24 protein-coding genes are annotated in these 25481 nt (G+C 63.3%); 9 read left to right on the top strand and 15 right to left on the bottom strand.

Translation table 11 applies throughout. The features are described from left to right. Nucleotides 1–242: 242 nt before the first annotated feature. Genes der through ndk form a run of 7 tightly spaced genes read right to left on the bottom strand, consistent with a single transcriptional unit; the run spans nucleotide 243 to nucleotide 6816 of the window. Nucleotides 243–1643 (bottom strand): ribosome biogenesis GTPase Der, encoded by a 1401-nt coding sequence (gene der / locus RT131_RS07460; protein WP_313171664.1) that lies wholly within the window; start codon nucleotides 1641–1643, stop codon nucleotides 243–245. A gap of 12 nt (nucleotides 1644–1655) precedes the next feature. Continuing rightward, a complete protein-coding gene (gene bamB / locus RT131_RS07455; RefSeq protein ID WP_313171662.1) occupies nucleotides 1656–2852 on the bottom strand; it encodes an outer membrane protein assembly factor BamB in 1197 nt (398 codons plus the stop codon). After that, nucleotides 2852–3493 (bottom strand): tetratricopeptide repeat protein, encoded by a 642-nt coding sequence (locus RT131_RS07450; RefSeq protein ID WP_313171660.1) that lies wholly within the window; start codon nucleotides 3491–3493, stop codon nucleotides 2852–2854. Before RT131_RS07450 ends, bamB begins: the two co-directional genes overlap by 1 nt. A gap of 55 nt (nucleotides 3494–3548) precedes the next feature. Continuing rightward, nucleotides 3549–4385 (bottom strand): RodZ domain-containing protein, encoded by an 837-nt coding sequence (locus RT131_RS07445; protein WP_313171658.1) that lies wholly within the window; start codon nucleotides 4383–4385, stop codon nucleotides 3549–3551. A 6-nt stretch (nucleotides 4386–4391) separates the two neighbouring features. Then, nucleotides 4392–5183: a type IV pilus biogenesis/stability protein PilW gene (gene pilW / locus RT131_RS07440; protein WP_313171656.1), complete on the bottom strand. Its 792-nt coding sequence runs from the start codon at nucleotides 5181–5183 to the stop codon at nucleotides 4392–4394. Continuing rightward, nucleotides 5170–6375, bottom strand: a complete 1206-nt coding sequence (gene rlmN / locus RT131_RS07435) for a 23S rRNA (adenine(2503)-C(2))-methyltransferase RlmN (RefSeq protein ID WP_313171654.1) — start codon at nucleotides 6373–6375, stop codon at nucleotides 5170–5172. Before rlmN ends, pilW begins: the two co-directional genes overlap by 14 nt. Nucleotides 6376–6390: 15 nt before the next feature. After that, nucleotides 6391–6816 carry a nucleoside-diphosphate kinase gene (gene ndk, locus RT131_RS07430; RefSeq protein ID WP_108749396.1) on the bottom strand — a complete coding sequence of 142 codons (426 nt, stop codon included), beginning with the start codon at nucleotides 6814–6816 and terminating at the stop codon, nucleotides 6391–6393. A 209-nt stretch (nucleotides 6817–7025) separates the two neighbouring features. Between ndk and RT131_RS07425 the strand changes: the two genes are divergently transcribed. From RT131_RS07425 to RT131_RS07415, 3 genes are all read left to right on the top strand, one after another. Further along, entirely contained in the window at nucleotides 7026–7679 is a 654-nt protein-coding gene (locus RT131_RS07425) for a TetR family transcriptional regulator (RefSeq protein ID WP_313171652.1), read from the top strand. A gap of 34 nt (nucleotides 7680–7713) precedes the next feature. After that, on the top strand, nucleotides 7714–10134 hold the full coding sequence (locus tag RT131_RS07420) for a 3-hydroxyacyl-CoA dehydrogenase/enoyl-CoA hydratase family protein (RefSeq protein ID WP_313171649.1): 2421 nt from the start codon (nucleotides 7714–7716) through the stop codon (nucleotides 10132–10134). Nucleotides 10135–10213: 79 nt separating this feature from the next. After that, a complete protein-coding gene (locus RT131_RS07415; RefSeq protein WP_313171647.1) occupies nucleotides 10214–11422 on the top strand; it encodes an acetyl-CoA C-acyltransferase in 1209 nt (402 codons plus the stop codon). A 315-nt stretch (nucleotides 11423–11737) separates the two neighbouring features. Here the strand turns inward: RT131_RS07415 and galU are convergent, their stop codons facing one another. The 8 genes from galU to cmk form a co-directional block, all read right to left on the bottom strand. Then, nucleotides 11738–12616, bottom strand: a complete 879-nt coding sequence (galU, locus tag RT131_RS07410; protein ID WP_313171646.1) for a UTP--glucose-1-phosphate uridylyltransferase GalU — start codon at nucleotides 12614–12616, stop codon at nucleotides 11738–11740. Beyond that, nucleotides 12616–14532, bottom strand: a complete 1917-nt coding sequence (locus tag RT131_RS07405; RefSeq protein ID WP_313171644.1) for a nucleoside-diphosphate sugar epimerase/dehydratase — start codon at nucleotides 14530–14532, stop codon at nucleotides 12616–12618. Before RT131_RS07405 ends, galU begins: the two co-directional genes overlap by 1 nt. A 14-nt stretch (nucleotides 14533–14546) precedes the next feature. After that, nucleotides 14547–15521 carry a glycosyltransferase family 4 protein gene (locus tag RT131_RS07400; protein WP_313171642.1) on the bottom strand — a complete coding sequence of 325 codons (975 nt, stop codon included), beginning with the start codon at nucleotides 15519–15521 and terminating at the stop codon, nucleotides 14547–14549. After that, nucleotides 15522–16700, bottom strand: a complete 1179-nt coding sequence (gene lapB, locus RT131_RS07395; protein WP_313171640.1) for a lipopolysaccharide assembly protein LapB — start codon at nucleotides 16698–16700, stop codon at nucleotides 15522–15524. It lies immediately after the preceding gene. 6 nt (nucleotides 16701–16706) lie between these two features. After that, nucleotides 16707–17006, bottom strand: a complete 300-nt coding sequence (locus RT131_RS07390) for a lipopolysaccharide assembly protein LapA domain-containing protein (protein ID WP_313171638.1) — start codon at nucleotides 17004–17006, stop codon at nucleotides 16707–16709. A 96-nt stretch (nucleotides 17007–17102) separates the two neighbouring features. Next, nucleotides 17103–17408, bottom strand: a complete 306-nt coding sequence (locus RT131_RS07385) for an integration host factor subunit beta (protein ID WP_057628209.1) — start codon at nucleotides 17406–17408, stop codon at nucleotides 17103–17105. Nucleotides 17409–17496: 88 nt separating this feature from the next. Then, on the bottom strand, nucleotides 17497–19176 hold the full coding sequence (rpsA, locus tag RT131_RS07380; protein ID WP_313171637.1) for a 30S ribosomal protein S1: 1680 nt from the start codon (nucleotides 19174–19176) through the stop codon (nucleotides 17497–17499). A 193-nt stretch (nucleotides 19177–19369) separates the two neighbouring features. Next, nucleotides 19370–20044 (bottom strand): (d)CMP kinase, encoded by a 675-nt coding sequence (gene cmk / locus RT131_RS07375; protein ID WP_313171635.1) that lies wholly within the window; start codon nucleotides 20042–20044, stop codon nucleotides 19370–19372. 189 nt (nucleotides 20045–20233) lie between these two features. On the opposite strand from cmk, the gene ykgO reads away from it, so the two are divergent. The 6 genes from ykgO to RT131_RS07345 all read left to right on the top strand — a co-directional run bounded on the left by ykgO (nucleotide 20234) and on the right by RT131_RS07345 (nucleotide 25243). Continuing rightward, nucleotides 20234–20359 (top strand): type B 50S ribosomal protein L36, encoded by a 126-nt coding sequence (gene ykgO, locus RT131_RS07370; protein WP_005409283.1) that lies wholly within the window; start codon nucleotides 20234–20236, stop codon nucleotides 20357–20359. Nucleotides 20360–20555: 196 nt separating this feature from the next. Beyond that, nucleotides 20556–20885: a hypothetical protein gene (locus tag RT131_RS07365; protein ID WP_313171633.1), complete on the top strand. Its 330-nt coding sequence runs from the start codon at nucleotides 20556–20558 to the stop codon at nucleotides 20883–20885. A 70-nt stretch (nucleotides 20886–20955) separates the two neighbouring features. Further along, the gene (locus RT131_RS07360) at nucleotides 20956–21993 is read left to right on the top strand and encodes an agmatine deiminase family protein (protein WP_313171631.1); all 1038 of its coding nucleotides are present in this window, start codon (nucleotides 20956–20958) and stop codon (nucleotides 21991–21993) included. Between the two features lie 595 nt (nucleotides 21994–22588). Further along, nucleotides 22589–23476 carry a carbon-nitrogen hydrolase gene (locus RT131_RS07355; RefSeq protein ID WP_313171629.1) on the top strand — a complete coding sequence of 296 codons (888 nt, stop codon included), beginning with the start codon at nucleotides 22589–22591 and terminating at the stop codon, nucleotides 23474–23476. An 11-nt stretch (nucleotides 23477–23487) separates the two neighbouring features. After that, nucleotides 23488–24018 carry an N-acetyltransferase family protein gene (locus RT131_RS07350; protein ID WP_313171627.1) on the top strand — a complete coding sequence of 177 codons (531 nt, stop codon included), beginning with the start codon at nucleotides 23488–23490 and terminating at the stop codon, nucleotides 24016–24018. 4 nt (nucleotides 24019–24022) lie between these two features. Continuing rightward, entirely contained in the window at nucleotides 24023–25243 is a 1221-nt protein-coding gene (locus tag RT131_RS07345) for a TraB/GumN family protein (RefSeq protein WP_313171625.1), read from the top strand. The last annotated feature ends 238 nt before the right edge of the window (nucleotides 25244–25481 follow it).

The raw sequence follows: 25481 nt of genomic DNA, 5'->3' as shown, positions 1-25481 counted from the left end.
CTCCTGCTCTTGCTCCTGCTTTTGCTTTGATCTCCGCCTTCGCCCTTCCAATTGCACCCACGCCCTCTCTACAAGCAAGAGCAAGAGCGATTCCCGCCTGCGCGGGAATGACGAAATCATTTGGTGGGAACGTCGGCCAGATCGAACGCCCTACCCCACTCAACACACCAAAAACAAAAGCGGCCTTTCGGCCGCTTTTGTCTACATCACCCAGTACGCCTGAACCGCGGCCCGGGCCGGAGTCACTTCCTGCCCTTGACGTGCTTCATCAGGCGTCGCTTGGCCTTGACCTGGCGATCCGTCAGCACGTTCTTCTTGCCCTCGTACGGGTTGGCACCCTCACGGAACAGGAAGGTCACTGGCGTACCCACCAGCTTGAAACGCTTGCGGAAGAAGTTCTCCAGATAGCGCTTGTACGAATCCGGAAGCTCCTTCAGGCGCGTGCCGTGCACGATGAAGGTCGGCGGATTGCTGCCACCCGGGTGCACGTAACGCAGCTTGGAGACGTGGCCACGGATGCTCGGCGGCGGATTGGCTTCATAGGCCACTTCCAGCGCCTTGTTGACTTCGGCCGTGCTGAATTCGTGCGTCGCCGAGGCATGCGCGCGATGCACTGCCTTGAACAGCTCACGCAGGCCCGAGCCATGCAGTGCGGAAATCCGCACATTCTCGGCCCATGGCACGAAGCCCAGCTTCAACGACAACAGGGTCTCGGCCTGCTGCTTGTCATACTCGCTCAAACCGTCCCACTTGTTGATCGCAATGACCAACGCGCGACCGGCATCGAGCACCGCGCCCAACACGCTGGCATCCTGATCGGTCACACCTTCGTGGGCGTCCAGCATCAACACCGCCACCTGGCACTGCTCGATCGAGCGCAGCGTCTTGACCACGCTGAACTTCTCCACCACCTCGTCCACGCGTGACTTGCGGCGCAGGCCGGCGGTATCGATCAGGCGGTACAACTGCCCGTCGCGCTCCAGATCCACCGCGATCGAATCGCGGGTGGTGCCGGGCACTTCGGAGGCGATCATCCGCTCCTCGCCGAGGATGCGGTTGACCAGCGTCGACTTGCCCACGTTCGGGCGGCCAACGAAGGCGATACGGATGCGGTCCGGGTCGTTGTCCAGCGTCTCGGCCGTGCCTTCTTCCGGCAAACGCTCGACGATCTCATCAACCAGGTCATCGATGCCCTGCCGGTGCGCGGCAGAGATCATCAACATCTCGCTGAACCCATAACGGGCAAATTCCGAACGAACGGCATGTTCGTCCGTACCGTCGATCTTGTTGATCAACAGCAACGTGGGCCGCGCAAGCTTGCGCAGCCAAGACAGGATCTCGTCATCCAGGGCCGACGTGCCATCACGCGCGTCAACAACAAATACGATCAGATCCGCCTCACCGGCGGCGGCTCGGGCCTGGCGCGCAGTGGCGCCGGCCAGCCCTTCCTCTTCACCGGCAATACCGCCGGTATCCACGAGCAGGAAGGGATTGTCCTCGTCCGTGCGGCAAACGCCGTAGTTGCGATCACGGGTTACCCCGGGCTGGTCATGGACCAGCGCATCGCGCGTACGCGTCAACGCATTGAAAATCGTGGACTTGCCGACGTTCGGCCGTCCAACCAGGGCGACCAAAGGCAGCATCGCGTTAACTCCTTATTGGGCCAACCGGAATGCGGTCAGCTTCCCATCTACGTTCTGCACCAGCAGGATGCCGTCGGCGACGAGCGGCTGCGCCAGCAGAGCATCACCACCGCTCTTCTCACGCGCTGCCAATTCACCATCGCTCAACCGCAGCCAATGCAGATATCCCTTGTAATCACCAACCACGGCGTAGTCGCCCTGGATGGCAGCACCGGTCAACGAGCGGCGCGCCAGCGCCTGCTGCGACCACATGGCAGAGCCTGAGCTCTTGTCCAAGCCGTACACCGTACCCTTGCCATCGGTGACCACGACATTACCCGAGGACACCGCAACACCACCGCCGCCGCCATGGTCACGCGACCACATCGGACGACCGGTCGGGCCTTCAATGGCCATCGTTTCGTTCTTGAAGCTGGTGACAAACAGCGTATTGCCTTCCAGCACCGGCGCGCCATCGATATCGGCCATGCGCTCCAGCTCGGTACGTCCTTCCGGGGTGCCTACCATCTGCTCCCACAGCGGACGCCCATCCTGCATCGCCAAGGCGGCAACGGTACCGTCATCGTTGCCGATGAACAGCACGCCAGGACCGGTCACGACCGGCGCATTGCCGCGCACGGTCAGCGATGGCAGTTCCTGCGCATTGAACCAGCGCTGCTCGCCGGTAGCCGCATCCAGCGCCGTGGTGCGGCCATCATTGCTGCGCACGAACACCAGGCCCTGGGCCACCGCCGGCGCGGCGATTACCTCGCCGGTCACCTTGGACTTCCACTTCTCGCTGCCATTGGCGGCGTCCAGCGCGATCACCTGCCCATCCAGCGTGCCGATCACCACCAGGCCATCGCCAACGCCCGGACCACCGGAAAGACGCAGCTTGGGCTTCTTCTTTTCCTTGGCCGGGCTGTATTCCCAGACTTGCTTGCCAGTCTGCAGGTCCAGCGCGTGCACGCCTCCCTGCACCGCCGCCGCGTAAACGCGGCCATCGGACACCACCGGCGCCTGGCGCAGGCCAATACGGCCCTCACCCTTGCCGACGTTAGCCGACCAGATCTTGCTGACCTGGACGCTAGGTTCGAACTTGGTCAGCTCAGCCGGCTCCAGCGCCTTCTTTGCCGCTGCATCCTTGCCTGCGAACCAACCCTTGACCGTCGAACAACCGGTCAGGGACACCGCGATCAAGGCAATCCCTGCAACATGCTTGAAATTCATCAATTCTTCTCCGCTGCAGGATCAGCCACGGTACCGCCGGCGTCCATCAATTTGGTTTCCAGCAAGCGGCGCTGCGGCGCAGCCACGTCCAGCTTGGCCAGCGCCTGGTTGTACAGTTCACGCGCTTCATCGCGCTTGTTCTGTGCGACCAGAGCGTCGGCACGGATCTCAAGCCCCGCGCTGTCGTCGGCGTTGGCCAGCAGCGTCAACGCCTCCTGCGGCTTGCCGGTTTCAATCAGCAGGCGCGCGATGCGCTGGTCGATCAGCGTCTTGAACTCGCCTTCGGCCTTGAGCGCGCGCAATGTCTTGATCGCGTCATCGCTCTTACCGGCCTCGACCTGTGCCTTGGCCAGCTCCAGCGCGGCCAGGTCGGCATAGATGCCTGCCTTGCCGCCACCCAGGGCCGCAACCTCCTTGGCTGCTTCCTCAAGGTTCTTGGACTGCAGACTGCGCGACACCGCTTCGTAACGGGCGTTGGCGTCGGCCAGCTTGCCAACCTGCTCCTTCTGCCACCACTGCCAACCGGCAATAGCGCCAATACCGAGAACTACTCCGCCGATAATCCCGGCGCCATTCTTGCGCAGCCACGTGCGGACACGTTCGCTTTGTTCGTGCTCGTCGAGCAGGTCGTCAATCGCCATGCGTACTCTCGCTCACCCTGGCGGGGAGCCTTGTTGTTTTGTTCGACGCCTGGTTTCAGTGTGAAACCGGCGCCACGGAGCCGTCAGAGGATACCGTAAAGCGGGCCACATTGCCGCGCTTGTACGGGCCCAGGTCGACGTTACCTGCCGCCTGCTGAACCTCGACCTCGGCCGCATTGCCCAGCACCATCCGCCCCACCTGGCCGGCCGCGAAACTGCGGCTCTCGCCGGCGCGCACCAAGGCCTTTTCGACGGTGGCACCGTCTGGCGCGGTGATATCCACCCAGCTGTCCCCCTTGAAATTCAGGGTCAATGTGGACGGCGCAGGGGCGGCCGCCGGCCGTGCCATGGGCGCCATCGAGGCAATATAGGGACCGTTGTCCGTGCTCGGCGCATGCGCCGGCGCCTGAACAGGCGCCGCCGGCTGTGCGCCGGCGACCGGGGCCGGCACCACATCCAGCGAGGCCGTACTCGGCGGCGCGCTATTGGAATTGCCACTGATCACGTACCAGACGGGCACCGCCAATACCGCGGTGATCACCACATAGACCGCGCGGCGGCCGATATTCTCGGCAACCCGCTTCAGTCGCGGCGTATGGGTATGACTGACCAGCTTGGGCGGCTCGACCGGCGCGATACGCGCCTGTTCCAGCAACCCTCCCAGATCCACCTTCAGCAGTCGCGCATAGCTACGCAGCTGGCCACGCACGAATACCGGCGCCCCCAGCCGCGACCACTGCTCTGCTTCCAGCGCGGCAACCACCTGCACCGGCATGCGCAACTGGCCGGCGACCTCGTCAAGCGACAAGCCGACGGCCTCCCGCGCCTTGCGCAACTGCTCGCCGCAACCCATTACACCATCTAAAGCATTTACACCCGGATCATTGATCACAATGCGTCAGCCTTGGGGATTCGAGGTTGCTGCAGAAGGAAACTCTTCGCGCAACCGCTGTTGGAACCGACCGGCAGCCATCCTGTCGCCGAGTCGCTCTTCAATCTGAATGGCAAGTTGTAACACGGAAACCGTGGCTGGCGCAGCCGCCAAACGTCGCTGGTAGAAGGCCCGGGCCTCGAAATAACGCCCCTGCTGGACCTCATTGCGGGCCATGGCCTCCAGCGCATAGGCGTTGCCCGGCGCCAACGCCAGGGCCTGGCGAAGATTCTCCTCGGCGCGCTCACGCTGCCCGGCATCCAGCGCACAGCCGCCGGCATTGGCCAACCCATCGGCGCGCCCGCCGTAATTCGGATCGGCCAAGGCACGATCAAACCAGACCAGCGCCTCCGCCGGATGACCGCTGCCACACAGCCAGGCGCCGTAATTGTTGAGAACATCCCCCTGGTGCGGCGCCAGCTCGGCAGCCCTGCGATAAAGCGCACCGGCCGCCTCGACCTGCCCCCTATGCCCCTCGATCACCGCCTGCAGGGTGTAGGCATCGGGCGTGTCGGGCTGCAGCTTCTGCGCCGAGCGCGCGAACTGCATCGCCTCGTCCAACTGGCCGCGCCCAAAGCGATCCGCCGACAGGCGCAGGAACTCCTGGTAACGCATCCGCTTGTGTGCGGTCTTGTCCTGCTTGACGCTGTAGTCGGGTGCAACCACCTGCGGACGCCCGATCTTGAGATTGTCCCGCCCGCACGCCGCAGTGAGCGTGACCAGAACCAATAGAATCAGCCAGCGATCAGGCGACCGCATCCCCGCCTTCCTGTTCCTGCAGCAGCCGGTTGAACTCGGCCTGGCGACGGGTGCGATCCATCACCTGCCCCTTGAGCTGGCCGCAGGCGGCATCGATATCGTCGCCACGGGTACGCCGCACCATGGTCAGCACCTGCGAGTCGAGCAGGATCTTCTGGAACGCACGGATCTGCTCCTCGTCCGAGCGCTCATAGCGCGTGCCCGGGAACGGATTGAATGGAATCAGGTTGACCTTGCCCGAATCCTTGGCCTGCACCGCGTTGTCGAACTGACGCATCAGCCGCGCCAACTGGCGGGCGTGCTCGGGCTGGTCGTTGATGCCCTTCATCAAGGTGTATTCAAAGGTTACCGAGTCGCGCTTCTTGTTGCCGCGCAGGTAGCGCGCGCAGGAGGCCATCAACTCGGCAATCGGGTATTTCTTGTTCAGCGGCACCAGCGTCTCACGCAGCTCGTCGTTCGGCGCATGCAGCGACACCGCCAGCGACACATCGCTCTCGACCGACAGGCGATCGATCTGCGGCACCAGGCCGGAGGTCGACAAGGTCACGCGCTTGTTGGCCAGGCCGTAACCCAGGTCATCGCGCATGATGCTCATCGCGCGGATGACGTTGTCGAAGTTCATCAGGGGCTCGCCCATGCCCATCATCACCACATTGGTGAGGCGGCGCATCTGGTGCGGCACATTGCCCAGATGACGGGCGGCAACCCACACCTGGCCGATGATCTCGGCGGTGGTCAGATTGCGGTTGAAACCCTGGGTAGCGGTCGAACAGAAGGTGCAGTTCAAGCCGCAACCAACCTGCGAGGACACGCACAGCGTGCCGCGGGTCTTGTCCGGGATGTAGACGGTTTCGATGGCGTTCTTGCCATCCACGCCCATCGCCAGCAACCACTTGTGGGTGCCGTCGGCGGAGGGCTTGTCAAACACGATGTTCGGGACGACGACCTCGGCATGCTGCTGCAGCTTGGCGCGCAGCGACTTGCCGAGGTCGGTCATCTGGTCGAAATCGGTGACGTAGCGATGGTGGATCCACTTCATCACCTGATGGGCACGGAACTTCTGCTCGCCGAGGGTTTCGACGAAGAACTTTTCCAGGCCCGCGCGATCAAGGTCGAGCAGGTTCTGCTTGCCAGCGGTGGCTGCCGTTTTCGGCAACGGCTGGATGGCGGGTGACTGTACGACCTCGTTCACGACTTCAACCTCTACTTAGCGCGAAACCACTTCGGTGGCGGCGAAGAAGTAGGCCACTTCGATGGCTGCGTTCTCGACCGAATCCGAACCGTGGGCGGCGTTGGCGTCGATCGAATCAGCGAAATCGGCGCGGATGGTGCCCGGAGCAGCGTCCTTCGGGTTGGTGGCGCCCAGCAGGTCGCGGTGGGCCAGCACGGCGTTCTCGCCTTCCAGGGCCTGGATCATCACCGGGCCGGAGATCATGAACTCGACCAGGGCGTTGAAGAACGGACGCTCGCGGTGCACGGCGTAGAAGCCTTCGGCTTCACGGCGCGAGAGCTGCTTGTATTTGGCAGCCACAACCTTCAGGCCGGCCTTTTCGAAGCGGGCGTAGATTTCGCCGATCACGTTCTTGGCAACGGCGTCGGGCTTGATGATGGAAAGAGTGCGCTCCAGCGCCATGGGAATTCTCCGGTAAAGGGCCGGCTGGCCCGAGGGTACATTAAAAAACCCGCGTGCGGACGCGGGCTTAGCCTGAATTGCGGTGGCTAATTCTACCGGGTGACCCCCGGCTTTGCACAGCGCCAGATGAATGATGCTGCATAGCAGCATGACCTGAGCGAGACGACGGGCGTAGGATCCAAACAATCGTTTGATTGATTGAGCCAGCCATGGGCAAACCCGCCAGCTTCTCCACCAAGGACCGCATCCTCGGCGCGGCCGAGGAACTGTTCGCCCAGTACGGCTTTGCCGGCACCTCGCTGCGCCAGGTAACCAGTCACGCGGACGTAAACATCGCCGCGGTCAACTATCACTTCGGATCCAAGGACAACCTGGTCAATGAAGTGTTCCGCCGCCGCATGGACGAGATGACCGCCGCCCGCTTGGGCCAGCTGGAACAGGCCCGCAGCACCCAGCCCGGTGACCTGCGTGCCGTGCTGGCCGCCTTCGTCGAGCCGGCGCTGGCGCTGGCCCAGGACCGCCAGAGTGGCGGCGCTTTCGTCCGCGTCATCGCCCGCGCCTATGCCGAAAAGAACGACAACCTGCGCAAGTTCCTGTCCGACCACTACGGCCACGTGCTGCGCGAGTTCGGCAAGGCCATCGGCGCCTGTGTGCCGGGCTTGAGCAAGGAAGAGCTGTACTGGCGCCTGGACTTCCTGGCCGGTTCCCTGACCTACGCCATGGCCGATTTCGGACTGATCAAGCGCCCACACAACATCAGCGAGGCCGAGCACCGCCGCAAGGCCGCGCAGGAATTGATCCATTTCGCCGAAGCCGGGTTCCGCGCCAGCGTGCGCACCCCGACCTCCCCCGCCGTTCCCTGATCCAACCGTCATCGCAGACCAAAGGTTTATCGATATGTCCAATTCCCTGCTTGTCCGCCGCGCCGCCGTCCTGGGCGCAGGCGTCATGGGTGCGCAGATCGCCGCCCACCTGACCAATGCCGGCGTCGACACGGTGCTGTTCGACCTGGCCGCCAAGGAAGGTCCTGCCGACGGCATCGTGCTCAAGGCCATTGCCAATCTGGGCAAGCTGAGCCCGGCCCCGCTGGCCAGCAAGGCACTTGCCGAAGCCATCACCCCGGCCAATTACGACTCCGGCGTGGAGCAGCTGCGCGACTGCGACCTGATCATCGAAGCCATCGCTGAACGGATGGACTGGAAGCAGGACCTGTACAAGAAGATCGCGCCGTTCGTGAACGAACACGCGGTGCTGGCTTCCAACACCTCGGGCCTGGGCATCAACAAGCTGGCCGACGTGCTGCCGGAAGAGCTGCGCCACCGCTTCAGCGGCGTGCACTTCTTCAATCCGCCGCGCTACATGCACCTGGCCGAGCTGATCCCGGCCAAGACCACCGACAAGGCCGTGCTGGAAGGCCTGGAAACCTTCCTGACCACCAACCTGGGCAAGGGCGTGGTCTACGCCAAGGACACCCCGAACTTCATCGGCAACCGCATCGGCGTGTTCTCGATCCTGTCCACCATCCACCACACCCAGCAGTTCGGACTGGGCTTTGACGAAGTGGACGGCCTGACCGGCCCGCTGGTCGGCCGCCCGAAGTCGGCCACCTACCGCACCTCCGACGTGGTCGGCCTGGACACCATGGCTCACGTCATCAAGACCATGGGCGACACCCTGCCTGACGACCCGTGGCACAAGTACTTCAATGCACCGGCATGGCTGGGCGCGCTGATCAGCAAGGGCGCACTGGGACAGAAGACCGGCGCCGGCATCTTCCGCAAGGTCGGCAAGGACATCATGGTCATCGACCTTGAAAAATTGGAAAGTCTGGCCAGGGATGGCCAGGCTTCTGCGGAGGGATCCGCGGATCCCTATCGTCCGGCTGATCGCGTCGCCGCGCCGGAAGTGGTCGAGATCCTGAAGATCAAGAACCCGGCCGAGAAGTTCGCCAAGCTGCGCGAAAGCCAGCACCCGCACGCACAGTTCCTGTGGGCGACCTTCCGCGACCTGTTCCATTACAGCGCCTACCACCTGGCCGATATCGCCGAAACCGCGCGCGACGTCGACCTGGCCATCCGCTGGGGCTACGGCTGGTCCTTGGGCCCGTTCGAAACCTGGCAGGCCGCTGGCTGGAAGCAGGTGGCACAGTGGATCGCCGACGACATCGCCGCCGGCAAGAGCATGAGCAATGCCCCGCTGCCGGCCTGGGTGCTGGACGGCCGTGATGGCGTGCACGCCGCCGAAGGCAGCTACAGCCCGACGCAGAATGCCCTGGTACCGCGCTCCTCGCTGCCGGTGTACCAGCGCCAGCGCTTCCCGGATGCACTGCTGGGCGAGAAGTTCGCGCAGGGCGAGACCGTGTTCGAGAACGACGGCATCCGCCTGTGGACCGACGGTGACGGTATCGGCGTCATCAGCTTCAAGACCAAGATGAACACCGTCTCCGACCAGGTCCTGGACGGCATCCAGCATGCGATTGCCTTGTCCGAGAAGCAGTTCAAGGGCGTGGTGATCTGGCAGAACAAGGAACCCTTCTCTGCAGGTGCCGATCTGTCGGGCGCACTGGGCGCGCTGAAGGCCGGCAAGTTCGCCGAGTTCGAGGCGATGGTGGCCAACTTCCAGCGCACCAGCCAGCGCATCAAGTACGCCACCGTGCCGGTTGTCACCGCGGTGCGCGGCCTGGCGCTGGGCGGCGGCTGCGAATTCCAGATGCATGCGGCCAAGTCGGTAGCGGCGCTGGAGAGCTATATCGGTCTGGTGGAAGCCGGTGTCGGCCTGCTGCCGGCCGGTGGCGGCCTGAAGGAAATCGCCGTGCGTGCCTCGCAGGCGGCCGGCCCGGACGGCGACGTGTTCGCCGAGCTGAAGAAGACCTTCGAAACCGTGGCCATGGCCAAGGTCTCCAACTCGGCGGTCAACGCCAAGGAACTGGGCCTGATGCGCGGCACCGACAAGGTCGTGTTCAACAGCTTCGAGCTGCTGCACATCGCCAAGGCCGAGGTCACCGCACTGGCCGAAGGCGGCTACCGTCCGCCGATGCCGGCGCGCCGCATCCGCGTGGCCGGTGACGTCGGCATCGCCACCTTCAAGATGATGCTGGTCAACATGCTGGAAGGCCGTTTCATCAGCCCCTACGACTACGAGATCGCCGAGCGCATCGCCACCGTGCTGTGCGGCGGCAAGGTTGATCGCAACACCGTGGTCGACGAGGAGTGGCTGCTGACCCTGGAGCGCAAGCACTTCGTCGAACTGGCACAGCAGGAAAAGACCCAGGCCCGCATCGCGCACATGCTGACCACCGGCAAGCCGCTGCGGAACTGAGTGAGCGTGCACCGGGGTGGTGCTGCCAGCGCCGCCCTCGCCCGCCCTCACGCTCACACCTATTGAAGAGATCACTGCAATGACCAAGCAAATCCAGGACGCCTATATCGTCGCCGCCACCCGCACCCCGGTTGGCAAGGCGCCCAAGGGCATGTTCCGCAACACCCGTCCGGACGACATGCTCGCCCACGTGCTCCGTTCCGTGGTCGCACAGGCCCCGGGCGTGGACGTCAACCGCATCGATGACGCCATCATCGGCTGCGCCATGCCCGAAGCCGAGCAAGGCATGAACGTGGCGCGCATCGGCGTGCTGCTGGCCGGCCTGCCGAACACCATCGCCGCGCAGACGGTGAACCGCTTCTGCTCGTCCGGTCTGCAGGCCGTGGCGATGGCCGCTGACCAGATCCGCCTAGGCAACAGCGACCTGATGCTGGCCGGCGGTACCGAGTCGATGTCGATGGTGCCGATGATGGGCAACAAGATCGCGATGGCACCCAGCGTGTTCGACAACGACCACGTCGCCATTGCCTACGGCATGGGCATCACCGCCGAGAAGGTCGCCGAGGAATGGAAGGTCTCGCGCGAGGAGCAGGACGCCTTCGCCCTGGCCTCGCACCAGAAGGCCATCGCCGCGATCCAGAACGGCGAGTTCAAGGACGAAATCAGCCCTTACGACATTGTCTCGCACCTGCCTGACCTGGCCGATGGCAAGCGCATCATCACCCGCAACAAGATCGCCGACACCGACGAAGGCCCGCGCCTGGATTCGTCGGCTGAAGGCTTGGCCAAGCTTCGCCCGGTGTTCCGCAACGGCCAGTTCGGCGGCTCCGTCACGGCAGGCAACTCCTCGCAGATGAGCGACGGTGCCGGTGCGGTATTGCTGGCCTCGGAACAGGCGATCAAGGACTACGGCCTGACCCCGCTGGCCCGCTTTGTCAGCTTCTCGGTCGCCGGCGTGCGCCCGGAAGTGATGGGCATCGGCCCGATCGCGGCAATTCCGAAGGCATTGAAGCAGGCTGGCCTGAGCCAGGACCAGCTGGACTGGATCGAGCTCAACGAAGCCTTCGCCGCGCAGTCGCTGGCGGTGATCCGCGATTGCGACCTGGATCCGTCCAAGGTCAACCCGCTGGGCGGCGCCATCGCCCTGGGCCACCCGCTGGGTGCTACCGGCGCGATCCGTACGGCTACCCTGTTGCACGGCCTGCGCCGTCGCCAGCAGAAGTTCGGCATGGTGACCATGTGCATCGGCACCGGCATGGGCGCTGCGGGTATTTTCGAATCGCTGTAAGCGATCAGCTGCGTTGTTGATTGAAGAAGGCGGCCTGAAGGCCGCCTTCTTTTTTGGGCTCATTGCGAAGAGCACCTCCTCTCCCCAACCCCTCTCCCGCAAGGGGAGAGGGGCTTGAATCACTGCGAGCGCCAGCATTCCCGGCAACTGCAGCTGTAGCCTCCCCTTGCGGGAGAGGGGTTGGGGAGAGGGGTAGCTTGCCGCACCGCCCTGCTGGCAACAGCCCGGGGCCAGAAACAGAAAAGCAGCCTTCCGGCTGCTTTTCCAATCAACACAACTGACAGACGACAGCCGCTTCCAGAATGCTCGCAGCGCTTATTCCGCCAGCATCTTCTGCATCGCCGCCCGTGCCGGCCCGGCCAGCTTCTCGTTTTCCAGCGCAAAGCGCACGGTCGCTTCGATCAACCCCAGATGGGTGCCGCAGTCAAAGCGCGTGCCCTCGAAACGGTACGCGTCCACCTGCTCGATCTTGAGCAACTGCGCAATCGCATCGGTCAGCTGGATTTCGCCACCCGCACCAGTACCGGTAGCCTCCAGCAACTCGAAGATCTTCGGGCTGAGCACATAGCGACCAACGACCGCCAAGTCGCTCGGCGCATCTTCCGGCTTCGGCTTCTCGACGATCTGGCTGATATGTCCCTTGCGGCCATCGAACTTGTCGGTCGCTACGATGCCATAGCTGCCGGTCTTGTCGTGCGGCACGTCTTCCACCGCAATGACACTGGCGCCAGTGGTAGCGTTCAAGTCAGCCATCTGCTTGAGCGCGCCGTCGCCGCGGTTCCAGATCAGGTCATCCGGCAGCAGCACCGCGAAGGGCTCGTTGCCGACGATCGCCTTGGCACACAGCACCGCATGGCCCAGCCCCAGCGCTTCGGTCTGGGTCACGAACACCGCGCGCACGCCCTTGGGCAGCACATGCCGGATCAGCTCCAGCTGCTCCTGCTTGCCGGCGCGCTCGAGCTTCTGCTCCAGCTCGTAGGCCTTGTCGAAGTAGTCGGCCACCGCGTGCTTGTAGCGGTTGGTGATGAAGATCAGGGTGTCACAGCCAGCCTCGATGGCCTCATCGACCGCATACTGGATCAACGGCCGATCAATGATCGGCAGCATCTCCTTCGGCACGGTCTTGGTGGCAGGCAGGAATCGCGTTCCAAGTCCTGCGACGGGGAATACCGCTTTTTTGATTCGGCCGTGCATCAGTGGCTTCTTCCAGCTTCTTTGGAGGTAGGAAACGGAACAATATTGGCAGTGCCAGTCTGCGCCGCGACATCGTCGGCCGGCATGAACTCGGGGATGGTAGTGCCGAGGATATGTCGCATCGCTTCGATATCGTAGGCAGCTACCGCCTTCCTCAGTGCGGCCACGTTATTCAACACCAGCTCGGGTGAAAATTCACGCACGCCTGCCGCCATCACCTTCGGGTGCGCAGTCGGTTGGCAGTTTTCGTCGGCGTAGAACAAGCTCTCGTGCAGCTTCTCGCCCGGCCGCAAACCGGTGTAGATGATCGGGATATCAATCCCCGGCTGCTTGCCGGCCAAACGGATCATTTGCTCTGCAAGATGGCGGATGAACACCGGCTCACCCATGTCCAGCATGTAGATTGCGCCACGCGACGAGGAAGCCGCTGCCTGGAGGATCAGCAGGCAGGCCTCCGGAATCGTCATGAAATACCGGCTCACGTCCGGATGGGTCACCGTGATGGGCCCACCCTTGCGGATCTGCTCACGGAACATCGGCACCACGCTGCCCACCGAACCCAGCACGTTGCCAAAGCGGACAGTGACGAAGCGGGTGTGTGGCGCGCGTCGGTTCAGGCTTTGGCAGATCATCTCGGCGTAACGCTTGGTCGCGCCCAGGGCATTGGCCGGATCAACGGCCTTGTCGGTGGAAATGAAGACAAAATTCTCCACGCCCGACTCGATGCAGGCCGTGGCGACGCACTCGGTCGACAAGGTGTTGTTGCGGACCGCCTCACGCAGCTGCGCTTCCAGCAACGGCACCTGCTTGTACGCGGCGGCATGGAACACGGTATCCGGGTTGTAGCTGCGCAATGCATGGCGGATCACCGCCGGGTCGCCACAGTCACCGAGTACACCATGGACTTCCAGGTCCGGGAAGCTCCTGCGCAGTTCAGCCTGGATGTTGAGCATCAACAGTTCGCTCATCTCCAGCACCACGATGCGCGTGATACCGTGCCGTGCGCACTGGCGGCACAACTCCGAGCCGATCGAACCACCACCCCCGGTCACCAGCACCGTGCGCCCACGCAACCAGCTGCGCAGCAATTCCCAATCCGGCAGGATCGGCTTGCGCCCCAGCAGATCTTCGATCGCGACTTCCTTCAATTGCCCGGGTAGCGAACTGCCCTCAAGGATATCGGTCAGGCGGGGTACCGTACGGAACGGCAGACCGGTGCTCTCGCACAAACCCACCACCCTTTGCATGCCGGCAGCATCAAGGGTGGGTATGGCGATCACCAGCAGCTTGGCGCTGGTCTCCTTCGCCACCTGGGCAACCTCATCCAGGGTTCCCAGGATCGCGGCACCGTGCACCCAGGCACCTTGCAGGTGCGGCGAATCATCCAGCAGACCGACCGGCTCATAGTCGCCGGAGCGGCGCAGGTCCTTGATCAACGACTCAGCGGCCTGGCCGGCACCGAGCACCAGCACACGGCGCGCGCTGGCATCCGAATGCATGGCCTGGTAGTCCTTCCAGGCGCGATACAGCAGACGTGGTCCTCCCAGAAGCGCGGACAGCGCAAATGGGTAAACCACCAATACCGAAATGGGAATTCCCTCGAGACGGCGATAGGAGAACACCACAACTATCGCCAACAGGCCGATGAACGAGGCCTTGAAGATGTTGATCAGATCAGCGACCGAGGCGAATCGCCATAGGCCGCGGTAAAGCCCGACCTTCCAGAACGCAACGGCCTGGATGCCGATCACGATCACTGCGTCCAGCGTGAACCACGCATGCACCGGCCCACCATCCAACAGCGCGAAGCGGGCCATCAGCAGCAGCTGCCAACACAGCCACACCATGACCAGGTCGTGCAGCATTACCGCATAACGCGGGCCGCCACCTGCAAAGCGCTCGTGCCAAGATGCCATAGAAAACTTTGTCCTTATTTAAGTGCCGTGGCACGCAGGAACATCCACGCCGCTGCCGTAGCAGCCAGCCAGGTAATGCCCCCTGCCCACCCCCAACCTAGGGGAAGTCTTGAAAATTGCGCCGCAAGTGTAAGCCCCACAAGGCTGAAGAGCGCATAACCCAGCGTAACAGCCGTGTGACTGCATTCACGCTTCACGAAACGTTGGTAGAGATGCTGGGTATGCGGCTGCATCCAGCGCTCCCCCCTGAGCATGCGTGAAAGCAAGGTGAAACCTGCGTCAGCCAGGAACACCGCCGGCAACATCAGCCACAGTACCGGCGCAGTCTCGGTAACACTCAAGCCCAGCGCCAACACGCCGGCCACCAGATAGCCCAGCGCGCCGCTGCCCACGTCCCCCATGAAAACACGGGCCCTGGGGAAGTTGAAAGGCAAGAACCCCGCACAGCCGGCCGCAAGAGCCCCTCCGGCCATGGCGAACGGCCAAGGCAGCAGCCAGGCCGCACCAAGACCGACAAGAATTGCCTGTGTCGCGGCCAGCCCATTGATGCCATCCATGAAGTTCCAGATGTTGATCAAGGACACTGCCAGTACGAAGCAGAACACCGCCTTCACAACGCTGCCCGTGCCAACCCAGACCATTGCGCCCAGCAACAGGGCGGCCAACAGGTGCACGCACAGGCGCGGCAGCGCCGGCAATGAGCGGTGGTCATCCCACCAGCCAATCCCCGCAACCAGCAGCAGACCCGCTGCGAACACCAGCAACGTCACCGCATGCGCAGGCATCCACATCGCGCCCAGCCCACAGGCAAGCAGCTGCGATACAACGATGCCGATGCCGCCGCCACGTGGCGTTGATACCGCATGGCTACGACGCTCCCCCGGCTGGTCGATGAGCTGCCGCCACCGCGCATATCGGATTGCAAGCCACGTCACCACGGCTGCGGTGGTCAACACCAGCAGCAACAACCAATACTGCGACTGTGGCACTCAGAGCACCGCGTAGTTCAATAGCGGCTTGACCGTGCCCCATTCCTTGCAGCTCGGGCACTGCCAATGATGGGTACGCGCACCAAAGCCGCAACGGGTGCAGCGATAGGCCGGATTACGGACCAGCAACTGGTCGGTGATGTGCTTCAGATCCTGCAAGGTCGCTACCGGATCCGCACCCTCGGCCAAGGTCAGGTCGATCAGGGCCGACTCGCCACGCACCGACGGGCGATCCTTGAGCTGGCGCCCCAGATAGGCCCGCGCCGGCGCGGTGCCTTCCTGTTCCTCCATCAAACGGGTGAGCGCCAACACCGGCGCGATGCCGCGATAATGCTCGGTCATCTCGGCCAGGAACGCACGGGCACCGGCGATGTCGCCGACATTGCGGTAGTTCTGCAGCAGTTGCGGCAGGATTTCCGGCAGGTAATCCGGGTCGTTGCGTGCGGCGCGCTCGAATGCCCGCACCGCAGCCTCGTCGTTGCCGAAGTCACTCTCCAGCCGACCTTCAATGATGCCGGCGCGCACGCTCATGGCATCGGCCGCGTTGGCCCGATTGATGGCGGCCCGCGCGTCGTCCAGACGGCCTGCAGCGCGGTAACGCTCAGCCAGTTCGCACTCGAACTGACCAATCAGCTTGCCCATCGGCTCGTCGGTCACCGCCTCATAGCGGGTGGCGTTCTCGATCGCCTTCTCCCAGTCGCGTTCAGCCTGGTAGATGCCGATGAGGTGCTTCAAGGCCTGCGGCGCACGCTGGTCCAACTGCGCCAACTCGGTGAACACCGTCTCGGCCCGGTCCAGCAGGCCGGACTTCATATAGTCCTCACCCAGCGCAAGCAGTGCCTGGACGCGCTGCGCGTCGCTCAGGTCATTGCGGTTGACCAACCCTTGGTGCAGACGGATCGCGCGATCGACTTCGCCCCGGCGACGGAACAGATGCCCCAGTGCGACCTGCGTTTCAAAGGTTTCCTTGTCCAGCTCGGCGATATGCAGGAACAGCTCGATGGCCTTGTCCGGCTGCTCGTTGAGCAGATAGTTCAAGCCACGGAAATACGTGCTGGAAAGACGGCTGACCTGGTTTTCACTGTGGCGCTGCCCTCCCCGGCGGCCTATCACCCAGCCGGCCAGCGCGGCCAACGGCAGGCACAGGAAGAACCAGAACCATTCACTGATGAAAGCCATCGTTGCTCAGCGTCCGTCAAAGGGAGAAGGCGTCTGCACTGCAGGCGCTGCCGGTTCCACCGCCGTTGCAGCGGCCGCCTTGTTGGCGCGGCGCAGCTTGGCGTACATCGGCACCACCAGGCCAGCCATGACCATACCGCCTCCCACCAACGCCCCCAGCAACAGCGAGGCGATGATCGCGATGCCGGAAGTGGTCTTGAGCACCCAGAACGCAAGGCTGATTTCGATGGGCTGCGAGTTGAGCGAGCCGATCACCAGGCCGCCTATCAATACCGCCAGCAGGATCACTAATCGAACGATCTTCATGCGCCGGCTCACTCCTGTAACAAGAGCCCGTAGCTTACCGTTCAGCGGATCAAATGGCAGCACTCAATCTACCGCGAGCGGGTCCGGCAGGAGCGCTCAGGCAGGATCGCTTTCCAGCGGCACCACCGAGCTGACGCGCTCGCGCAGCTCCTTGCCCGGCTTGAAATGCGGCACATGCTTGCCCGGCAACGCAACCGACTCACCCGTCTTCGGGTTGCGACCCAGGCGCGGCGGACGGTAATGCAGGGAAAAACTGCCGAAACCGCGGATCTCGATGCGGTCACCGGAAGACAGCGCCCCGCCCATCATTTCCAGCAACGACTTCACCGCCAGATCGACATCATCAGCCTTCAGGTGCGCCTGATGGCGCGCGAGGATTTCGATCAGTTCGGATTTGGTCATTGCGTACTCGTCAATGGCAGGGTCTTACCCTGAAACGGCCCGGACTGATGTCCGGGCCGCCAGGTCACAACTACTTACAGCAGGCCGATTACTCGGACTTGTTGCCGTTCAACTGTGCGCGCAGCAGCGCGCCCAGCTGGGTGGTGCCGCCGGAAGCGGACTGGTATTCCTCCAGCACTTCGCGCATTTCGGCATCGTCCTTGGCCTTGATCGACAGCTGCAGGGTACGGCCCTTGCGGTCCATGCCCACGAACTTGGCTTCGACCTTGTCGCCGACCTTCAGGAACTGGGTGGCGTCGTCGACGCGCTCGTTGGCGACGTCACGTGCCGAAACGTAGCCTTCGATGCCGTCAGCCAGCTCGATGGTTGCGCCCTTGGCATCAACTTCCTTCACGACGCCTTCGACCTTCGAACCCTTCGGGTTGGCAGCCATGTACTGGCCGAACGGATCCTGCTCAAGCTGCTTGACGCCCAGCGAGATGCGCTCGCGCTCCGGATCGACGGCCAGGACCACTGCGTCCAGGGTGTCGCCCTTCTTGAAGTTGCGAACCACGTCTTCGCCGGTGGTGTTCCAGCTGATGTCCGACAGGTGCACCAGACCGTCGATGCCGCCGTCCAGACCGATGAAGATACCGAAATCGGTGATCGACTTGATCTGGCCGGAAACCTTGTCGCCCTTCTTGAAGATGGCGGCGAAGGTTTCCCACGGGTTGGCAGCAACCTGCTTCATGCCCAGCGAGATGCGGCGACGCTCTTCATCAACGTCCAGCACCATCACTTCGACTTCATCACCAACCTGGACAACCTTGGACGGGTTGACGTTCTTGTTGGTCCAATCCATCTCGGACACGTGCACCAGGCCTTCGACGCCCGGCTCGATCTCAACGAACGCGCCGTAATCGGTCACGTTGGAGACCTTGCCGAACACGCGGCTGTTGGCCGGGTAACGACGTGCGATGTTGTCCCACGGATCCTCGCCCAGCTGCTTCAGGCCCAGCGAAACGCGGTTGCGCTCGCGGTCGAACTTCAGCACGCGCACGTCCAGCTCGTCGCCGACGTTCACGACTTCGGACGGATGGCGCACGCGCTTCCATGCCATGTCGGTGATGTGCAGCAGGCCGTCGATACCGCCCAGGTCCACGAATGCGCCGTAGTCGGTCAGGTTCTTGACGACACCCTTCAGGATGGCGCCTTCCTGCAGCTTGTCCATCAGCTGCTCGCGCTCTTCCGAGTGCTCGCTCTCGACAACTGCACGACGCGACACGACCACGTTGTTACGCTTGCGGTCCAGCTTGATGAGCTTGAATTCCAGCTCCTTGCCTTCCAGGTAGGCCGGGTCGCGCACCGGGCGCACATCGACCAGCGAACCGGGCAGGAATGCGCGGACATCCTTGATGTCCACGGTGAAACCACCCTTGACCTTGCCGCTGATGCGGCCGGTGATGGTTTCGTTCTTTTCCAACGCTTCTTCCAGCTCGTCCCACACCATGGCGCGCTTTGCCTTCTCGCGCGACAGGACGGTTTCGCCGAAGCCGTTCTCGATCGAGTCGAGGGCAACCTTCACCTGGTCGCCCACGCCCACGTCGATCTCACCAGCGTCGTTACGGAACTGTTCGATCGGCACGATGCCTTCGGACTTCAGGCCGGCATTGATGATCACCACGTCGCCGCGGACATCAACGACGGTACCGATAACGATGGCACCGGGCTTCAGCTTGGCCAGGTTGGCCTGACTGGCTTCAAACAGTTCTGCAAATGATTCGGTCATTAGATTTACTCAGTTGAACATATGGACAGCGGATCTGTTGCGAAAACCCGTACCGTCCAGCCTGTTGGACGACCCCATGAAAGCAGCCGCATGTGAATGAAAAAGCCCACCACGCACCATTGCGCAGCGGGTTGTTGCAACATCTTTGGTGCGACTGCGATCGGTCAACTGATCGCACTCAACGCAGCCAGGATCAGGCTTCCTTGGAAACCAGATCCAGCACCTTGGCAACGACGTCGTCGATGCCAATACCGCTGGTGTCGATGAGGATGGCGTCTTCGGCCGGCCTCAGGGGCGCCACTGCGCGCTGTGCATCACGGGCGTCGCGGGCCATGATCTCACGCAGGAGGTCTTCAAAGTTAACCGAAACCCCTTTTTCTTTCAACTGTTTATGCCGCCTCTGGGCGCGCTCCTCGGCGCTCGCAGTCAGAAAAACCTTGAATGGGGCGTCAGGGAAGATGACGGTACCCATATCGCGACCATCGGCCACCAACCCCGGCAAAACCCTGAATGCGCGCTGACGCTCCTTCAGGGCGGCCCGTACCTCCGGAATGGCCGCAATGGCCGAGGCCAATGCCCCGGTGGTCTCCAGGCGCAACTCGTCGGTGGCATCGGTGCCATTGACCAGCACCCGCAGGCTTTCCCCCTGCTCCACGAACTGCACCCTGGTATCAAAGGTGCAACGCACCAGCGCCGACGCGTCAGAGGTGTCGATGTCCGCCCAACTGGCAGCCACGCCGACCGCCCGATACAGCGCACCCGAGTCCAGGTAATGCCAACCCAACTGACGGGCGACGATGCGACTGACGGTACCCTTGCCAGCCCCGGACGGGCCATCAATGGTAAGAACGGGGGGCAATTGACTCATCTGGATGCCTGTTTGGAGCGAGAATCAGGCTATTCTAGCGCCCTGCACCGCCATCGCTGCACGTATTTGCACGCAAGCACTTGAACCGGCATGGAAATACCCGGTAGAATGGCGGGCTTGAACGAGCGTTATCCTGCATATCCGCGGCCGCGCTCCTGATATTCCTACAGTTATCCGCCGAGGTATGCCATGAAAGTTCTGTCCTCCCTGAAGTCGGCGAAGGCCCGTCACCGTGATTGCAAGGTTGTGCGCCGTCGCGGCAAGATCTTCGTGATCTGCAAGTCGAACCCGCGCTTCAAGGCTCGCCAGCGCTGAGCCAACTGGCGCAAGCCAGGGCCTGATCCGCAAGCATCAGGCAACGCCAAAAAGCCGCCCTTGGGCGGCTTTTTGCTTGGCTGCGCCCACACCGCACCCGCACAGGGTGAGCGCGCGCATAAAAACCGCGGTCAACCGGTACTTTTGCCGTCTTTTTTGCTGTAATCACAGCCTGTCCTCTGGGGAGATGTGACCAATGAAGCAAACACTGAAGATTCTGGGCCTGGTCATTGCACTGGCCGCAGCGCCGGCGGCAATGGCCGATACGCTGTTGATCGAGCGCGCACAGGAAAAACCGGCCGAAGCCATCCCGGCCCGCGGCCAGACCATGGCACAGGTGGAAGCCCGTTTCGGTGCACCGAGCGAACGCATGGATCCACGCGGCGGCCAGAAGCGCCAGTGGCCGACCATCAATCGCTGGGTCTACCCCGCCTTCACCGTGTACTTTGAAAAGCAGCGCGTGATCGATGTGGTCGCTCGCCAGGCCAGCCCCGACGAAGTCGGCCCGAAGCCACCGATCCGCTGAAGCCCTTCCAGGCAGCAGGCCTGTACCCGCTGCCTCAACGCCCGTCCGGGCCAATCGCACTCCGAGAAGAATGAACGAAACGCTCCGCTTTCCAGCCGAATGGGAAACCCAGTCCGGCGTCCTGATCGCCTGGCCGAACGCCGACACCGACTGGGCCGAGCGCCTGGCCGAGGTCGAGGAAACCTATATCGCGCTGGTCAGCGCCATCACCCGCTTCCAGCCGGTACTGATCTGCGTGGCCGACGACGATGTCGAGACCTATGCGGAGATGCGACTGCGCTCGAACCGCGTGGAGATGGAGCGCGTGCAGTTTGTCACTGCGCCCTATGACGACACCTGGTTGCGCGATTCCGGCCCAATCACCCTTAAACGCGCCGACGGCAGCTTCCAGTTGCTGGATTTCCGTTTCACCGGCTGGGGTGGCAAATTCGAGGCCAGCCTCGACGACCAACTGGTCGGCGTGCTCGACCAGGCCCGGGTCTTCGACAACGCCCAGGTGCGCAGCATTCCATTCGCATTGGAAGGCGGCGCCATCGACACCGACGGTGCCGGCACCTTGCTGACCACCTGGAAGTGCCTGCACGAACGCCATCCGGAGCGCGACCGAGCTTCGCTCAGTGCCGACATGGCCAGCTGGATGCAGCAGGATCGCGTGTTGTGGCTGGACCACGGCTACCTGGAAGGTGACGATACCGACGCCCATATCGACACCCTCGCCCGCTTCGCCTCGGTCGACAGCATCGTCTACCAGAACTGCGATGACCCGCAGGACTCGCATTTCGTCGAGCTGCAGGCGATGGGCGCTGAACTGGCCGCACTGCGCACCGCCGAGGGCAAGCCGTACCGCCTGTTCCCGCTGCCTTGGGCCGAGCCGGTTCTCGACGAAGGCCGCCGCCTGGCTGCCTCGTATGCAAACTTCCTGATCATCAACGGCGCGGTGCTGATGCCGGCCTATGGCGATGCCGCCGATGATGCTGCGCGTGACGTGCTGGCACAGGCCTTCCCGGACCGCGAGATCGTGCAGGTGCCCTGCCGCTCGCTGATCTGGCAGAACGGCAGCCTGCACTGCATCACCATGCAGCTGCCGGCCGGCCTACTGAAGCACTAAGCGCGGCACCTGTAGTGCCGAGCCATGCTCGGCAGGGGCTTCACGAGCGAAAAGCCACCCTCACCCCAACCCCTCTCCCGCCAGCGGGAGAGGGGCTAAAGCCGTAATGGCGAGTCATGCTCGGCAGAGGCTTCACGAGCGAAAAGCCACCCTCAACCCAACCCCTCTCCCGCCAACGGGAGAGGGGCTAAAGCCGTAATGCCGAGCCATGCTCGGCAGGGGTTTCACGAGCGAAAAGCGCCCTCACCCCAACCCCCGCTCCGCGCCCCGGCCCTTGCGCTGGCGCAAGGTCGTTCGAATGGCTGCGAACCTTTGGTTCGCAAGCAGCCCTTCTCACCCCGCAAAGCGGGAGAGGGGCTCAGAGCGTAGTGCCGAGCCATGCTCGGCAGGGGCTTTACCAGCAAAAAGCCACCCTCAACCCAACCCTCTCCCGCACACGGGAGAGGGGCTCAAGCCGTGGAGCCGAGCATGGCTCGGCGCTACCTGGGAAGCGCAAGCAACCGCATGGGCGCCACAGCCCCTTCCGTTCAGCCCTGACCACATAGCCGACGCGCATCCGCGTTAACATGCGCGTTTTCCACCGCAGGATCGCAGCATGAACTCGCGCAGCCCCCTTACCGTCGCCCTTGTCCAGGAGCGCAACCACGGTGACGCCGCCGCCAACCTGGCCGTGATTGATGCACGCGTGGCCGAGGCTGCCGCGCAGGGCGCGAAACTGGTGCTGCTGCAGGAACTGCACAACGGCCCGTACTTCTGCCAGCACGAGTCGGTGGACGAATTCGACCTGGCCGAGCCTATCCCCGGGCCCAGCACGAAACACCTTGGCGCGCTGGCCAAAAAGCACGGTGTGGTCATCGTCGGCTCGCTGTTCGAGCGCCGTGCCGCCGGCCTGTACCACAACACCGCCGTGGTCTTTGAAAAAGACGGCACCCTGCTCGGCAAATACCGCAAGATGCACATCCCCGATGACCCGGGCTTCTACGAGAAGTTCTACTTCACCCCGGGCGACCTCGGCTTCACCCCCATCGACACCTCGGTCGGCCGCCTCGGCGTGCTGGTCTGCTGGGACCAGTGGTACCCGGAAGCGGCGCGCCTGATGGCGCTGGCCGGCGCCGAGCTGCTGCTCTACCCCACCGCCATCGGCTGGGACCCGGACGACGTGCAGGACGAGAAAAACCGCCAGCGCGATGCCTGGGTACTGAGCCACCGTGGCCACGCCGTGGCCAACGGCGTGCCGGTGCTGAGCTGCAACCGCGTGGGTCACGAAGCCTCGCCGCTGGGCGCTTCGGGCATCAACTTCTGGGGCAACAGCCACGTGCTGGGTCCGCAGGGCGAGTTCATCGCCGAAGCCGGCACTGATGCGACCCTTCTGGTCTGCGAGATCGACCTGCAACGCAGCGAACACGTGCGCCGCATCTGGCCGTTCCTGCGTGATCGCCGCATCGATGCCTACGGCGACCTGCTCAAGCGCTACATCGACTGACCGGACCCGAGATGAGCCTGCAGCTGCGCCCCGCAACCCCCGCCGACATCCCCGCCATCAGCGCGATCTACGCGGTGGAAGTCCGCGAACTGGTCAACACCTACGAATACGAGGTGCCCAGCGAAGCAGAAATGGCGCAGCGCATGCAGGACATCACCACGCGCGGCTATCCTTACCTCGTCGCCACCATTGATGGCGAGGTAGCCGGCTACGCCTATGCCAACAGCTACCGCGCCCGTATCGCCTATCAGTGGACCGTGGAGAACTCGGTCTACGTCGATGCACGCTTCCACGGCCAAGGCGTTGGCAAGGCCTTGATGCAGGCCCTGATCGACGAATGCACCGCGCGCGGTTACCGGCAGATGATCGCGGTGATCGGCGAGCCGACCAATACCGCATCGATCAAGCTGCACGAGCGTTTCGGCTTCGAGCTGATTGGCGTGTTCCGTGGCCTTGGCCGCAAGCACGGGCGCTGGCTGGACACCGTGCAGATGCAACGCGCACTCGGCGACGGCGCCGACAGCGCCCCCACCAATGAATGAAGCAATGACTGACTCCTCTATTGAAACCGGCGGCGAACTGCTGGCCGGCCAGCCTGTGCGCGTGGTTGAACGCGACGGCGTGCGCTACACCCTGCTGGGTACGGCCCACGTTTCCCTCGCCAGCGTGCAAGCGGTTGAACAGGCGATCGCCAGCGGTCAGTACGACGCGGTTGCGGTTGAACTGGACCCACAGCGCCTGCAGGCACTGACCAATCCGAATGCCTTGGCACAGCTCGATCTGGTCGAGGTGATCCGCAAGGGGCGCGTGGCGCTGTTTGCCGCCAACCTCGCCCTGGCCGCTTACCAGCGTCGTCTGGCCGAGCAGCTCGGCATCGAACCTGGCGCCGAACTCAAGCGTGCAGTGGAACTGGCCAAGGCCAATGATCTGCCAGTCCACCTGATCGACCGCGATGTCGGCCTGACTTTCCGCCGCGCATCGCAGAGCCTGGGCTTCTTCGGCAAGATCAAGCTGGTGATGGGTCTGGGCGCCGGCCTGTTCTCATCCGAGGATGTGGGCGAAGACGAGATCGAGAAGCTCAAGCAGGGCGACATGCTGGAATCGAGCTTCGGCGAATTCGCCAACGAAAGCCCGGCGCTGTATCAAGCCATCATCGGTGAGCGCGACCGTTATATGGCTACGCGTCTGCGCGAGGAACACAACAGCGAGCAGCGCAATGTACTGGCGGTGGTTGGCGCGGGTCACCTTGCAGGGTTGGCCCGCTATCTGGAAACCGATACCGAAGCACCCGGACCGCTGCGCGAGCAGTTGGAGTCGGTACCGAAGAAGCGCAACATCCCGTGGATCACCCTGGGCATTCTGGCCATCGTGCTGGGCGGCATTGGGTTTGGCTTCTGGAAGGGCGGCATGGGCATGGGTGCCGACATGTTGCTGACCTGGGCGATGTTTACCGGCGGCCTGGCTGGCCTGGGTGCGTTGCTTGCTGCCAGCCATCCGTTGAGCATTCTGACCGCGATCGTGGTTGCGCCATTCAAGCCCTTCCGCCTGAGCATTCCTACCGGTGCGTTTGCGGCGCTGGTGGAGACGCGCCTGCGCAAGCCTACGTATCAGGACTTCCTGCAGCTGCGTGATGACGCGCAGAACGTGAAGGGCTGGTACCGGAATCGCGTTACCCGCGTCGTGCTGACCTTCATGCTGACCAACCTGGGCAGCATGCTCGGGCTATGGCTTACCGGCTTCAGTGTTTACGGCAAACTGGCTGGGTGAAGCCTTTGGGGCTTTGAAGCATTGAGGCTGTAGAGCGCTAAAAGCGTAGAAGCGCCCTCACCCCTACCCCTCTCCCGTAAACGGGAGAGGGGATTGGATCTCATACATCTTCTTCTGCTGCAGCCGCCTTGGCTTACGGCAGCCAAAAGCGCATCTCAAGCTCCAGTTTCGGCTCTGGCTCTTGCTCTGGCTCTTGCTCTGGCTCTTGCTCTGGCTCTTGCTCTGGCTCTTGCTCTGG

Source organism: Stenotrophomonas sp. (assembly GCF_032066555.1).
Classification (GTDB): domain Bacteria; phylum Pseudomonadota; class Gammaproteobacteria; order Xanthomonadales; family Xanthomonadaceae; genus Stenotrophomonas.
The sequence above is the reverse complement of the archived record's forward strand: the minus strand, read 5'-3'. Positions and strand labels throughout refer to the sequence as shown.